We start from the raw sequence: 14,912 nt of genomic DNA on the forward strand, positions 1-14,912 counted from the left end.
ATGAGAAAAAACAAGTTCATGCTACTGAGCCTGGTATTTGCGGTCTTGTTGGTGATTGCTGCATGCAGTTCTGCACCTACCGCTCAACCCGAGCCGGAAAAGACAACACCACAGGAGGAACAAAAACCCGCGGAAACCGAGCCAAAGAATGAAAACTCCACGCCAGAAATGGACTTTGACATGGGCGGCAGAACCATCAAGGTTGTTGCTTGGTGGGACATGGAAATACAGGGGAACAACCCGGACAACATTCAACGCCTTGAGAATCTCGAAGCGCTGAAGAAAAAACACAACTTTAATATTGAATACGTTTCCATCGATTTCGGTGAATATCAGGAAAAAGTAGTTGCTTCCCTGATGGCCGGTGAACCGCTTGGCGATCTGGTGAGACTGGGCAAAAACTATGCCATTCCGGCATTGACCAAACAGGATCTGTTATGGCCGGTGGATGATTATATTAAAAACGACAAGGTATTCAACCAGAAAACAACCAAGGAATACATGCAGTATGAAGGCAAAGGTTACGGCTTTACCGAGGACCAGTCCTCGTTTATCAACGGAATTTTCTATAATCGCACACTCATGCAAGAGCTCGGCTTGAAGCCACTTCAGGAGTATGTGGATGCCGATGAATGGAACTGGGATACGTTCATCAGTGTTGCCAAGCAAGCGAACAAGGATCGAAACAATGATGGCAAGCTGGACACTTGGGGACTCGCTCAAACGGGCTTGCTGGAACCGATTCTGTATTCCAACGAGGCTTCTCTGACCAAAGAGGATAAGCAGAACCTGGAAGATCCAAAAACGAAAGAAGCGTTGAACTTCCTGTCCAAACTGGCTACCGAGAAGGTCGGAAGAGCTTCTGAGGGCGGTGACTGGACAGAGCCATCCACGTTCTTCCGTCAAGGTAACACCTTGATGTATTCAGGTGCCATGTACGAAGTCGAAGGCATTATGACGGATATGAAGGACTATGACATCGGTTTTGTACCGTTCCCAAAAGGTCCAAGTGCAACAGCGTATCACTCCGGTGAGTCACGTTACCAAGCTATAACGATTCCTAAAGCGGTAGAGAATCCGGAACAACTGATGTACATCTGGGAGAAAATTAACGAGATCGATTCGATCTATGAGTATCCGGGGCAATCCACACTGGAGACACATCTGACCGATGAAGCAGATATCAACAACGCCAGAGAGGTCGCGGAAGGTATGCTGGTTCTAGACCATAACACATTCCCGTCCTTGCCTTTCTGGGACTTTGATGCAGAGCTCAAAGAAGGGGTATCCGTATCTACGTTGATCGAGAAATACAAGGCTCCTTTCCAGGCTGCGATTGATGAGGTATACAAATAAGCATCACGTTACACGGGCAGAACGCACCAGTGAAGGTGTGGTCTGTCCGGGTTAGTCAATCGTCCAGTTCTCGCAACACTTAGAGGAAAGGGGATACATTCAAACATGCGGTCACGTAAGAAAAAGGGACTAATCCTGGTGCTTGTCCTGGCCTTGGTGCTCTCCATATGGACACTATATCCATCGCGGGATCGTAATCCGGGAACGGTACATGCGCTTGAAGACTTTGAGGCGGTATCGGGGACCGAGGATTCATTCAGTTATGAGCATTATCTGGCTGCTCATGACAATACGGCCAAACCGGATGAAATTGTACGCATCGAAGGCGAATCTTATGTTCAGGCAGAGGATGGGGAATATGAGGTTGTGCAAGGGTACGCTGGGTTAGACGGAAGTGCCGTAATTACGCCGGAAACCGGAACCATTCGCTGGGATGTTCCCGTTCGAGTGAGCGGTTTGTACAACATTCGCATTCACTATTATCCCGTAGAAGGCAAAAGCTCCGGTATCGAACGCAGGCTTGAGCTTAACGGTAAGGTCCCGTTCAGAGGGGCCGATATTCTTCTGTTTGACAGAGTATGGGGGAATCGCGAGGATAACGTCCGACAGGACGATCGTGGCAATGATCTCAGACCAAGACAAGTGGAACAGCCCGAATGGCAGCTGACTTCCTTCAAGGACAGCGCAGGGTACTTCGAGGAACCGTTTGAGTTTTATTTTGACAAAGGCGATCAGCAGTTATCGCTTACTTCATTACGAGAGAGTATGGCAATTAATTATATCGAGTTGTACCAGGAAGATGAAGTGCCGTCCTATGCAGAGCTGGAGCAGACCTATGCCTCACTCGGCTTGAAACAAGCGGCTTCTGTCATGCTGAAAGTACAGGGGGAGGAAGCTGTCAGCAAATCATCCCCTACACTGGCACCGATCTCGGACCGATCAAGCCCTTCACTGGAGCCCTATAATGTATCAAAAATTCGGATGAACGCCATCGGGGGCATTAACTGGAAGCTGCCGGGCGAATGGATTGAATGGGAAATCGACGTGCCTGAAGATGGACTGTACCAACTCGCGCTTAAGGTGAAGCAGGATCAATTGCGTGGCATCTATGCCACACGCAGCCTGACGATTAACGGCGAAGTTCCGTTTAAGGAAATGAAACGAATTCGATTTAACTACAGCCCGGCTTGGCAAACTCAGGTCTTGGGTTCGGGAGAAGATCAGCCATATCAGTTTCATCTGGAAAAAGGGAAACACCGCATCCGAATGACGGTTACACTTGGCGACATCGCTCCACTGCTGCGGACCGTGGAATCCAGCGTGCTGGAACTGAATGAGATGTATCGCAAAATATTAATGATCACCTCCAACAGTCCGGACCCACTGCGGGATTACCAGCTGGAACAGCGTATTCCGGAGATGACGGAGGTGTTTGAACGACAAGCTGACACCTTGCGCTCCGTTGCAGATTATCTGGAAAAGGCCACGGGTGAGCAAAGTGACAAAGTGGCCGTATTGCACGCCATGGTACTGCAGCTTGAAGATATGGCGGCCAGACCAGAGACGGTTCCCAAACGTCTGGATACGTTCAAAATTAACGTAGGTGGTCTCGGCACATGGATTCTATCGGTACGTGAACAGCCGATTACGTTGGATTACCTTGTCGTATCTCCGCCGGGTGAATCGCTGCCAAAAGCGGAAGCGAGCACCGTCCAGCAGGTGAAGCACGAACTGGGTGCATATGTTGCCTCGTATACCGAAGATTACGACAGCATTGGCAACGTGGAACAAAAGAAGGATGCCATCACCGTATGGATCACGACTGGACGGGATCAGGCCCAAGTACTGAAAGGCATGATCGACGATTCGTTTACCCCGGATACGGATGTGTCCGTGCAGTTACGTCTCGTACCGCCTAACATTTTACTGCCCGCAACGCTCTCGGGGGAAGGACCGGATGTAGCCATGCAGATGGGCGAAGACATTCCGGTAAACTATGCAATGAGGAATGCAACAGCGGATCTGAGCCAGTTCCCCGATTTTGAGGAAATTTCAGGCAGGTTCCGTGAAAGCGGATTGACACCTTACCGCTACAACGACGGGGTATATGCCCTTCCGGAGCAGCAGCATTTTCCAATGCTATTTTACCGCAAAGATATTCTGAATGAACTGGGCCTCGAACCGCCGAAAACGTGGCAAGACGTATATAACGCCATCGCCGTGCTGCAGAAGCATAACATGGAGTTTTATCTACCGATAGAGGATACGCTGAACAATGCCAATCTGGTTCCGAATTCAACCTTTGCCATGTTGTTATATCAGAATGACGGAACGTTCTACACCGAAGACCAGAAGAAAAGTGCGCTGGATTCGGAGATTTCAATGGACGCCTTCAAACGCTGGACGCAATTTTATACCAATTACAAGTTTCCGCTCAAAGCCGACTTTCCGAACCGCTTCCGTACCGGGGAAATGCCAATCGGGATTGCTGATTACACCACGTATAACATGCTGACGGTTATGGCACCGGAAATCCGCAATCTCTGGGACTTTACGATTGTTCCGGGCACACAGCTTCCGGATGGGTCCATACGGAACGAAGTGGCCAGCGCAACAAGCGCGGTGATGATGCTCGAAAATGCCGACGACAAGGAAGCGGCGTGGAAGTTCATGAAGTGGTGGACGGATGAGCAGACCCAGATTGAATACGGGAGAGAAATGGAAGGCCTTATGGGAGCGGCTGCCCGTTACCCGACGGCCAATATCGAAGCCTTGAAACAATTGCCTTGGCCTGTGAAGGATTATCAAAATCTCGAGAAACAATGGGAATGGGTACAGGGAATCCCGCAGCTTCCCGGAGGTTATTTCACGGGACGACATCTGGACAATGCTTTCCGCAAAGTGGTCAATGCAAATGAAAATCCACGTGAAGCCTTATCGGACTATGTGTTGTACATCGATGACGAAATTGAGTTGAAACGCAAAGAATTTAATCTGAAATAGAGGAAAGGGAGGGTAACGGTTGCAAGCTAAAACAACCAAGACAGCCGCCGCTCCTGCCGTTCATACCCGCCAGGTCGGCTGGTGGTCCCTATTGAAGCGGGATCTGTATCTCAGCAGGCATTATTATGTATTGATGGCACCGTTTATGCTGATTTTTTTCTTGTTTACGGTCATTCCGGTCGGCATTTCACTCGGGCTCAGCTTTTTTCACTTCAATATGCTGGAGCTGCCGCGATTTGTCGGCTGGCAGAACTATTCCCGGCTTTTTCTGAACGATGACGTATTTCTCATCGCGCTCAAAAACACACTGCTTTTTGCCGTAATAACAGGCCCTGTCAGTTATATAGCTTGCTTTTTGTTTGCGTGGATCATCAATGAGCTGTCTCCTAAAATTCGGGCGGTCATGACGCTGGTTTTCTATGCCCCATCCATATCGGGCAATGTTTTCTTCATCTGGTTGATCATCTTCTCGGGTGACAGCTACGGGTATATGAATGGCTTCCTGATGCGCCTTGGCGTCGTACTGGAACCGATCCAATGGCTCGCAGACGAGAAGTATGTACTGGCAATCGTCATTATTGTACAGCTGTGGCTGAGCCTCGGAACCAGCTTCCTGGCCTTTATTGCAGGACTGCAAACCATTGATCGTTCTCTGGTTGAAGCAGGAACCGTAGACGGGATCAAAAACCGCTGGCAGGAGCTCTGGTACATCACCTTGCCTTCGATGAGACCGCAGTTGATGTTTGGTGCGGTAATGCAGATTACTGCTTCCTTCGCCGTAGCTGAGATCTCCATCGCACTGGCGGGTTTCCCGAGCGTGAACTATGCGGCGCACACCGTTGTCACGCATCTGATGGACTTCGGAACCATTCGTTTCGAGATGGGGTATGCCTCGGCCATCGCAACGGTCCTGTTTGCCCTGATGCTGGGTACAAACGTTTTCACGCAAAAAATGCTTAGAAAGATAGGTGAATGACGATGACCAGCAAAGTACGTGCCGTGTTTGGCATGCCAAAAAGGCTTAATCGGTCATTTACCGTCAGCCTGATGTTATTTGCATTGCTGGGCGTGTTCGGCTCCTTTATGGTGCTTCCGCTCATCTATGCTGTCAACAATGCATTCAAGCCGCTGGATGAGCTGTTTATTTTCCCACCACGCTTCTGGGTGAACAATCCGACAACGGAGAATTTTGCCGATCTGATCAACCTCATGGGTAATTCGTGGGTGCCGTTATCCCGCTATATTGCCAACACATTGCTCATTACGATACTTGGCACAGCGGGGCATATCCTGCTTGCATCTGCAGCGGCTTATCCGCTGGCGAAATATCGTTTTCCGGGTTCCAAAGTGTTGTTCACCATTGTCATTCTGTCCCTGATGTTCTCGCCGCATGTTACGGCGATTCCCAACTACATGGTCATGTCCTGGCTTGGATGGATTAACACTCACGCTTCCATTATTGTGCCATCACTGGCGTTCTCACTGGGACTTTTCCTGATGAAACAGTTCATGGAGCAGATTCCCGATGCGTTACTGGAGGCAGCCAAAATCGATGGAGCCAATGAATATCGTATATTCTGGAGCATCGTGATGCCCAATGTAAAGCCAGCATGGCTCACGCTTATGATCCTGCAGTTTCCAGCATTATGGGGAACGGATGGCGGGAGTTTCATTTACAGTGAAAATCTCAAAACGCTGCATTATGCGCTCAGTCAGATTGTGCAGGGAGGGATTGCAAGAGCCGGTGTAGGTGCGGCTGTTGCCTTGCTGCTGATGATTGTACCGATCACTCTGTTTATTATCTCTCAGAGCAGTGTTATGCAGACGATGGCCACTTCGGGCATGAAAGAGTAGAAAGGAGGCAGCGAGGTGCGGAGAAGCACATGGAAAAAACGTAAATCGATCATCATGGGCATGATCTGCCTCCTGTTGTTCGTTCAAGAGGCGCCCTATGTGAGTGCAGACGGTAAAACGGATGCGTATCATTATTCCTTCTGGGGTGACGCAGTTCCTTCACCGGCGGCATATGAGGCAACAACCATTATCACCGGCAAGAAGCTGAACACAACTCCTATGAAAGAGCCAAGTGACATGCATGTTACCGCCAATCAGCACGTCTTTGTGCTCGATTCGGGCAATGGCCGCATCATTGAGATGGATCGCAACTTCAAGCTGGTACGGACGATTGATTCATTTGAGCAGGAAGGCAAGGAAGATCATTTTAAAAATCCACAGGGATTGTACGTCACGGAAAAAGGCCATCTGCTGGTCGCTGATTCGGATAATCACCGGGTGGTGCATCTGGATGAACAGGGGAAGCTTGTCAAGATCGTGTCTGAACCGAAATCGGATCTGTTAAAAGCAGACTTCCAGTTTAAACCGATGCGGATTGTTATGGACAAAGGAGATCGTATATACGTCATGGCCGAAGGTGTATTTGATGGATTCATGGAGTTCAGCGCCGATGGTACATTCTCTTCCTTCATTGGAGCGAACAGAGTTCAGGTGGACCCGGTGGAGTATCTGTGGAAACGCTTCGCCACACGTGAGCAGCGCAGTCAGATGGTCATGTTCACTCCAACGGAATTTACCAATCTGGATATGGATGAAGAGGGCTTCATCTACGCCACTAGCGGGGATCGCGGCAAAGATCCGGTCAAGAAGCTGAATGCCCAGGGTACAGACATTTTGCGCAGAGAAGGATATCAGACTCCGCAGGGTGATTTGCTGTATACCCAGGAAGCAGGGCCATCCCGCCTGATTGATGTGGATGTGGGTGACAGTGACATGTATTCCGTACTGGATTCCAGCAAGGGCCGAATCTTCACCTACAATGGAGACGGTTACCTGCTCCATATTTATGGCGGCATCGGGAATCGGCTGGGCCAATTTAATACACCTGTTGCCCTGGAACGTGCGGGAGACCGGATGTTAGTTCTGGATAAAGCGCTGGGTGAAATCACTGTCTTTCAAACAACCGAATACGGACGTACGCTCCACGAAGCGGTGCGCAGCTACTATAACGGTGATGAAGATCAATCTTCGGTGCTGTTTGCCCAAGCTGCTGAAATGAACGCTAACTTGGAATACGCGTATGCGGGAATTGGCAAAGCATTGCTTCGTCAGAAGGAATATGCCGAGTCTGCGAAATATTTCAAGCGCAGCATGGAGCCAAAAGGGTATTCCAAAGCTTTTCTTTTGTACCGCAAAGAGCTGATGCGTGAGCATTTTTCATGGATGATGTCCGGTATATTCCTGGCTGTCGCTGCGATTGTCACCGTCATCATCGTTCGCAGGCAGAAAAGGAGGACTACGAATGCAGGCATCAAGTAAGCAATTGTACCAGTACCCGCTGCATCTGATATTTCATCCGTTTGACGGATACTGGGAATTGAAATATGAACGGAACCAGAGAACCTCACTGCTGATTGCTTTCATGATCCTGGTGCTTCTGGTCATCACCAAGATTTTGCATGCCCAGTACAGCGGTTTTCTCATTAATCTCAGTAATCCAAAGTACCTGAACAGTCTGCTCGAAATGGTATATGTCATTATACCGGTACTGTTTTGGTGTGTGGCCAACTGGTCGTTAACCACATTGATGGACGGGGAAGGCAAGTTCTCCGAAATTTTCATGTCAACGTGCTTTGCACTGGTACCGTTGTTCCTCATTCATTTCCCATGGATCTGGCTGAGTCTTGTGATCTCTGCGCAGGAAACTGCCTTTTATTATTTCTCCAATGCACTCGCCGTTGCGTGGACGGTATATCTGTTATTTGTGGGGAATATGACGGTTCATCAGTACACACCAGCCAAAACGGTGCTCACGATGCTGCTGACACTTGTAGCGATGGCGTTTATGGCATTTCTGTGCCTGTTATTCTTCAGTCTTGTACAGCAGATTGTATCGTTTGTCGTAACCATCTATCAGGAATTAGTGCTTCGGGGCTAAGGGAGGAGGAATTTGTTATGAAATATGCCGTAGCCAAAAAAATAACAGGAATGCTGCTCGCGGGCAGTCTGCTTCTTGGCGGTTGTCAATTCTCGCCAACACCGCTCGCTCATGAGACAGTGACTGCCGCTGATCCGACGGACTTTCCCTCCCTGCCTCCCGGAGAGAAACTGAAATCATCGTTCAGCGATGTCCGCCTTCCCGGCATGGTAGGCATTGCGCAGAATGCTGCGCTGCAGTTGTTCATTAACGAAGAGACTGCCGAGATTGCAGTGATTCACACGCAGAGCGGCCAGATCTGGCGCAGCAATCCTGCAGATCGTGAGCAGGATGGGGTTGCAGCCGGGATAAACAAAGACCTGTTGTCATCACAAACAAAGCTCAGCTTCTTCAACAGCCTCGGACAGAGCAGCACCGTGAATTCCTTCACGGATAGTGTTGCACACAAGCAGATAAGCTACGAGGTGCTGCCAAGCGGCGTGCGGGTCCGCTACCAGTTTGGAAGCACTGAGCGATCTATAGAAGACTTGCCGATGAAGATCAGCAAGGAGCGATTTGAACAAAAGCTGCTTGCACAGCTAGACAAGGCCGGACAACGGGCCTTGAAGGTCGGCTATGCGGAAGACAAGGATGAAGGCGCTTACGTCCGGATTGATAAGGCGATGCAAGGATTGCAATTGTCCCGGGCCTTGAAGGCTTTTGACACAGCCGGTTACACACCAGAGGATCTGGTTCAGGATCATGCTGAGTTCGGCATTGAAGAGGAACGAAGTGGACCACGGCTGTTTATGCTTACGATGGAATATGAGCTGGATAGAGAGGATCTGCTCGTGCGTGTTCCGTCCTCAGGCATTCATTTTCCGGAGGAATATCCGATCAACAGCATATCTGTACTGGATTATTTCGGGGCCGGGGGTTCAGAAGAAGAGGGCTCCATACTGGTGCCGGACGGTTCAGGAGCGCTAATCCATTTTAACAATGGCAAGCTGCAGTATCCTGCCTATCAACAAGACATATACGGACCGGATATGACCATGAAACTGCGGGAAGCAAGTTCGAATGAAGCCAGAGCCAGGTTGCCGGTATTTGGACTGATTCGAAAAGAGGGAGCTTTCCTGGGAATCATTGAAGAAGGAGATGCCGTTGCAGTTGTGAATGCCGATATCAGCGGCAAACTGAACAGTTACAACAACGTATATCCAAGCTTCTATGTGGTTAACAAGAGCCATGTGACGCTTCAGGCAAGTGATATGGTTCGTACACTTCCGAAATTCCAGAAGAAACCGACCGCGTCCGACTTCGTCGTTCGATATGCTTTTGTGGGGGCGGATAAGGCCTCGTACTCAGGGCTTGCATCTCTCTATCGGGATTATCTGGTGCAAAACGGCGGACTTCCCGAGCTGAATGCCAGCAAGGAGCAGAGTAACGTTCCCTTTTATCTGCAACTGTTCGGTGGCATGACAACAAGGCAGCATATGCTTGGCATACCGTATGATTCAACGGAGGCTTTGACCACGTTTGATGAAGCCAAAAATATTCTTTCCGCCTTGACGGAGAAGAAGGTATCCAATATTCAGGTGCGCTATGCGGGATGGCTTAACGGCGGACTTCATCATCGACTGCCGGATTCCATCCAAGTAGATGGCGCGGTAGGCGGGAAAAAGGGATTGCGGGATTTCAGCGCATACACACAAGAAGCGGGCATCGGTTTCTATCCCGATATCACTCTGCTGAATGTGCAATCCAAAAAAGGGTTTAAACCGTCCAAAGAAGCTTCACGCACATTAACTCAGGAACCGGCGGTCTTGTATCCGATGAACCAGGCCATCCAGCGGCGTGACCGGGATCGATCACCATCCTATGTGCTTTCGCCCAACATGCTGGAGGACGTGACGGCAGACATGTTAGATGAGCTGAGGTCCCTTCAAAAGGATGGACTGTCGCTAAGCCTGAATGACCTGGCAGCTCAGTTAAACAGCGATATGAATCCGAAAAAGCTGGTGGACCGAACACAAGCGCTCGGCTCCGTGAAGAAGGCACTGGAACAGATCGGGCAGCAGGCTGGCTCGCTTGTTGCTGAAGGCGGGAACGCTTATGCCCTGCCGTATGTAACTGGTCTGACAGATGCACCGATGACCAGCAGTCGTTTCAAGCTGGAGGACGAAGAGATTCCGTTCTATCAGCTCGTTGTACACGGCAGCATCGGTTATACGGGGACGCCATACAATCTCTCCACATATACCAATGCGAGGCAATATGTGCTGAAGCTGATTGAATATGGAGCCAGTCCTTACTTTGCATGGTTCAATGCGCCAAACCATGTTGTGAAAGAAACGGATTATGATGATCTCTACGCGGCAAATTATGAGCAATGGATCGATCTGGCTGCCGAGATCTACAACGAGGTGAACCAGGTAAACCAACCGTTTGCCGGACGTTCCATGATGTCCCATGAATCCCTGGAGGAGGGCGTCTTTCGGACAACATATGAAGGTGGCGGGTTCGTAATCGTCAATTATAACGACTTCTCTGTAGAAGTTGACAACGATACAGTGGAAGCCCAAAGCTATGTGACTGGTGGTGAGCAGCTCTGAAGACGCTCCTGAAATGGAAATGGGGAAGTCGTACGTATGCTCAGCAGAAAGCCATGTGGGGCGTAATCTACGTGCTTCCCTGGCTCATTGGTTTTGTATTGTTTTTCTTCATTCCGCTGTTAGCCTCTCTGCGATACAGCATGAGTACAATTCAGGCTAACGCGGAAGGCATAGCGATTCAGTTCAACGGTGTTGCCAATTACATTCAGGCGCTGACCGTCAATACAAGCTTTAACCGTGCGTTAATTGAGGCGATCACAGACGTGCTCATCAACGTACCGCTTATCGTTATCTTCAGTCTGTTCCTTGCCGTTATCCTGAATCAGAAGTTCAGGGGCCGGGCTGTAGCGCGGTCGATCTTTTTCCTGCCCGTTATTCTGGCATCGGGAGTGATTATGACACTGGAGAGCACCAGCCTGATTGAAGCGGTTAATCAGAGCAGCACAGGTGGAAGCTCACTCGGGACATTTGAACTCGAAAATCTGATGGTTAACGCCGGAGTGAGCGATTGGATCGTTACGTATCTGAGCAGCGCCGTAGATCGGATCTATCAGATCGTCAGTCAATCCGGTGTACAGATTTTGATCTTTTTGGCAGGGATCCAGACGATTTCCCCTCAATTGTATGAGGCTTCGAAGATGGAAGGGGCGACGGGTTATGAAGCCTTCTGGAAAATTACGTTCCCGATGGTCAGCCCGCTTATTTTTGTCAATGCGATCTATACAATCATTGATTCGTTTGCCAATAACGCCATGACGGAACTGATCCGGGATACCGGCTTCGTCAAATTTGACTTTGGATTAAGTTCTGCCATGGCATGGGTCTACTTTCTGGCCATTGCCATCATTCTGGTTATCGTAAACATCATTTTCTCGAAGCGAGTCTTCTATCAAGATTAGAAAGGAGGGTGTCCCACGTGACAACATCACGATTATTATCGCTGGAGCATTGGAAAGGCTGGCTGTGGGCCATGATCCGATTCGTTCTGATTACCGGCCTTTCCTTCGTTATCCTGTTTCCCATATTTCAGAAGGTTTCCACATCCATCAAAGCTAAAGGAGATCTGTATTCAGCAGTGGTGGTGTGGATTCCACAGAACTTCTCCATCGACAATTTCAAAGAGGCGATACGCGTAATGGATTACTGGGCAACGCTGTTTAATACGTTTGCCCTGTCTGCAACGACTACACTGCTGACTACAGCATCCTGTGCACTTGCAGGATACGGATTCGCCAGACTGAAATTCAGGGGAAGCAACTGGCTGTTTGCTGGTGTAATTCTGACGATTCTTGTACCGCCAACGACCATTCTCATTCCGGTATACCTGAATCTGAAAAGCTTTGACCTGATGGGGCTTATGACGCTTATAGCCGGAAAACCTGTTAATTTGCTTAATACCTATTGGCCGTTTATTCTGACAGCGATTACGGCCAATTCACTTAAAGCCGGCTTGTACATCTTTATCTTCCGGCAATTCTTCAGAGGTATTCCGAAGGAAGTGGAGGAGGCGGCCTATGTGGACGGTGCGGGCATCGGGCGAACATTTTCAAGAATCATGCTACCTAATGCCATTCCGTCCATGGTAACAGTCATGCTGTTTTCCTTCGTATGGCAGTGGAACGACAGCTTTTATACGACAACTTATCTGACTTCAAGTAAAGTCATGTCAACCCAGTTATCGTCCCTTCCGTATAATCTGGCCCAGCAGGTTACTGACGGTGCAGCTTCCCAGGCCGATCCGTTCTATCTGAGCATGATCCAGGATACAGGAATTCTTCTTGCCATTCTGCCTTTGATCGTCATCTATTTGTTTGTGCAACGATATTTCGTAGAGAGTGTAGAGCGTACGGGAATCGTCGGTTAAATTAAGTTCTTCTGTGCGTTTGGAGTGGAATCAGACTGGAAGAGGGAGGAGGAACTTCATGCAATATTCCATCTGTGAAAAGGGGGCATGCAACAATCTCATGAACGTCTGCTCACAGCAGAACCGCGACCCTTCCCTACGTAGGATCCCCCTGCTGGTGTGGAACGGATTGCGGGAGCGGGCACCGACTGAGCGATATGTTTGATCAGAGATACTCTGACGGAGCTTACCTCGCAATATGGCAAGGCAATATATCAGATCAGGAGGAATTAAAGTGAAGAAGTTCATGACATCTTGTAAACTTGTACTCATTCTGGCTTTATTGATCACAATTGCTCCATGGGGAGGCAGCCGTGCCGAAGCATGGGTGGGCATGCCGATGGGCAAGCTGCACGTAAACGGCAAAAACCTGGTGAACAGCAACAACCAGCCTGTGCTACTGAACGGTTGGCATCAACCCTCAGGTGCCTACTGGACATATCAGGACAGCAATTATTATCTCAATCTGCACGGCAATAACCGTCATGCAGCTACACTGGCTTATCTGAAAGACATTACCGATACTTTTGCTGACACCAGCGCAAAGTACGGAAGCAATCATGGCTGGAATATGAATCAGGTACGTCTGTTCATCGATCGTCAGGACATGGGAGATGTGGCTGCTGGTACATATAACTTTGCCGGTGTGCAGACCGTTACGCAAAATGTAATTATTCCGTACATTCAATATGCCAAAACTAAAGGTGTCTATGTTGTCCTGGGACTGGACTTCACATTGAAGGATGATCAGGCAACAACACCTGCCAACCTGCAAAAATTCAACGAAATCTGGGGTTATCTCGCTTCACGCCCGGAAATCAAAAGTGCAGACAACGTTCACTTCGAACTGATCAACGAACCGGTGAAATCCTATGCCAATGGACATTGGGGTGGATACAACGGGGAAAATGACTTTGTGGATCACTGGAATGACTTGCGTAATTTCCAAAATTCCATGATTTCAACAATTCGCAGCAAAGGTGCGGACAACGTCATCTGGGCGGCAGGTCTGGGATACAACCAATTTTACAGCTTGACGGCAAGCCATCCATTGACTGATCCGCTCAATAACTATGGATATGCGGTTCACTGGTACCCTGGTTATGGGGCATATGACAACTTCTCTATCCTGCAAGACCAGTGGAATACCAACGTGAAGGCAGCCGCTGACAAGTATCCGATTAATATTACCGAGGTAACCTGGTTCAAAAACAAACCTGGCGATTCGGCCTATTGGAACTTATTTAATGGCAGCAATGAAGGTTTTGGCACCAATACCAAAACGATTTTCAACGCATCAGGCAATGTCAGCATTGCAGCTCATATGAACGGATTCATTTTAAGTGAAGGACCACGAAGCTCCTTTGCCGACCCAACTGCTGGACTGAAATGGGATGGAGATGCTTCACGGAGTGCCATGGGACGATTCCTGTTTAACTGGTACCATGAACGTGCTCAGACTTACCCGGGCAGTGGAACAGGTGGACCAACAACAGGTCTTGTATCCGGTGCTACCTATAAAATTGTAGCCCGGCATTCCAACAAGGTTATTGATGTCCCAGGTGGTCAAAACGAAAACAATCTTCAGCTCCAGCAGTGGAGTGATTTGGGCGGCAACCCTCAGAAGTGGGTACTGACCTCGATCGGCAGCGGCAACTACACTTTGACAAGTGTGAACTCACCTGACAAAGTCATCGACATTCGCAACGGTACCAACACCAATGGGGAAGTGGTCCAGCTCATGAGCAATCTGAACACAACCGCTCAGCATTTCAAAGTGAATGACCTTGGAAACGGATACTGGAGTATCATCAACGTGAACAGCAATAAAGCGATTGAAGTCGCCAACGCTTCCACTTCGGATGGAGCCAAGCTGCAGCAGAACACCTATATGGGTGCAACTAACCAGCAATGGAAATTTGTTGCCGTCAGCAATTAAAAAGCATAATGTTAAACAAAAACCTCCCCAAGCCACTCTTTGTCTTGGGGAGGTTTTTTGCGTACATTTTGATGCTTTGGCATGGAGGCCGTCCCAAGGTAGATACCACTATATTTGTGCGCCAAACGCAAAAAGACAATTATTATTATGCAAGCATTGTAGGCT

10 protein-coding genes are annotated in these 14,912 nt (G+C 49.0%); all 10 read left to right on the forward strand.

Annotated elements, in window-relative coordinates:
* Entirely contained in the window at positions 1 to 1,356 is a 1,356-nt protein-coding gene (locus tag PAHA3_RS08930; RefSeq protein WP_062834413.1) for an extracellular solute-binding protein, read from the forward strand.
* Between the two features lie 105 nt (positions 1,357 to 1,461).
* Positions 1,462 to 4,359, forward strand: a complete 2,898-nt coding sequence (locus PAHA3_RS08935) for an extracellular solute-binding protein (RefSeq protein WP_062834414.1) — start codon at positions 1,462 to 1,464, stop codon at positions 4,357 to 4,359.
* Between the two features lie 19 nt (positions 4,360 to 4,378).
* Positions 4,379 to 5,335 (forward strand): carbohydrate ABC transporter permease, encoded by a 957-nt coding sequence (locus PAHA3_RS08940; protein ID WP_062834415.1) that lies wholly within the window; start codon positions 4,379 to 4,381, stop codon positions 5,333 to 5,335.
* A gap of 2 nt (positions 5,336 to 5,337) precedes the next feature.
* Positions 5,338 to 6,213: a carbohydrate ABC transporter permease gene (locus PAHA3_RS08945; protein ID WP_026081082.1), complete on the forward strand. Its 876-nt coding sequence runs from the start codon at positions 5,338 to 5,340 to the stop codon at positions 6,211 to 6,213.
* 15 nt (positions 6,214 to 6,228) lie between these two features.
* Positions 6,229 to 7,692, forward strand: a complete 1,464-nt coding sequence (locus PAHA3_RS08950; protein ID WP_062834416.1) for an NHL repeat-containing protein — start codon at positions 6,229 to 6,231, stop codon at positions 7,690 to 7,692.
* On the forward strand, positions 7,676 to 8,311 hold the full coding sequence (locus PAHA3_RS08955; RefSeq protein ID WP_062834417.1) for a YIP1 family protein: 636 nt from the start codon (positions 7,676 to 7,678) through the stop codon (positions 8,309 to 8,311). Before PAHA3_RS08950 ends, PAHA3_RS08955 begins: the two co-directional genes overlap by 17 nt.
* A gap of 17 nt (positions 8,312 to 8,328) precedes the next feature.
* Positions 8,329 to 10,905, forward strand: a complete 2,577-nt coding sequence (locus PAHA3_RS30395; protein ID WP_062834418.1) for a DUF5696 domain-containing protein — start codon at positions 8,329 to 8,331, stop codon at positions 10,903 to 10,905.
* Between the two features lie 53 nt (positions 10,906 to 10,958).
* The gene (locus tag PAHA3_RS08965; protein WP_082219083.1) at positions 10,959 to 11,804 is read left to right on the forward strand and encodes a carbohydrate ABC transporter permease; all 846 of its coding nucleotides are present in this window, start codon (positions 10,959 to 10,961) and stop codon (positions 11,802 to 11,804) included.
* 17 nt (positions 11,805 to 11,821) lie between these two features.
* Positions 11,822 to 12,769: a carbohydrate ABC transporter permease gene (locus tag PAHA3_RS08970; RefSeq protein ID WP_105598719.1), complete on the forward strand. Its 948-nt coding sequence runs from the start codon at positions 11,822 to 11,824 to the stop codon at positions 12,767 to 12,769.
* 274 nt (positions 12,770 to 13,043) lie between these two features.
* Complete coding sequence (locus PAHA3_RS08975) at positions 13,044 to 14,747, forward strand: RICIN domain-containing protein (RefSeq protein WP_062834419.1); 1,704 nt, start codon at positions 13,044 to 13,046, stop codon at positions 14,745 to 14,747.
* The last annotated feature ends 165 nt before the right edge of the window (positions 14,748 to 14,912 follow it).

This window comes from Paenibacillus amylolyticus (assembly GCF_001570725.1).
GTDB lineage: Bacteria > Bacillota > Bacilli > Paenibacillales > Paenibacillaceae > Paenibacillus > Paenibacillus amylolyticus_A.

What these genes read in the sequence shown, in the direction of transcription:
- PAHA3_RS08935 (WP_062834414.1), top strand. Translation starts at nt 1,462, where the DNA reads ATGCGGTCACGTAAGAAAAAGGGACTAATCCTGGTGCTTGTCCTGGCC.
- PAHA3_RS08965 (WP_082219083.1), top strand. Translation starts at nt 10,959, where the DNA reads ATGTGGGGCGTAATCTACGTGCTTCCCTGGCTCATTGGTTTTGTATTG.
- PAHA3_RS08945 (WP_026081082.1), top strand. Translation starts at nt 5,338, where the DNA reads ATGACCAGCAAAGTACGTGCCGTGTTTGGCATGCCAAAAAGGCTTAAT.
- PAHA3_RS08955 (WP_062834417.1), top strand. Translation starts at nt 7,676, where the DNA reads ATGCAGGCATCAAGTAAGCAATTGTACCAGTACCCGCTGCATCTGATA.
- PAHA3_RS30395 (WP_062834418.1), top strand. Translation starts at nt 8,329, where the DNA reads ATGAAATATGCCGTAGCCAAAAAAATAACAGGAATGCTGCTCGCGGGC.
- PAHA3_RS08930 (WP_062834413.1), top strand. Translation starts at nt 1, where the DNA reads ATGAGAAAAAACAAGTTCATGCTACTGAGCCTGGTATTTGCGGTCTTG.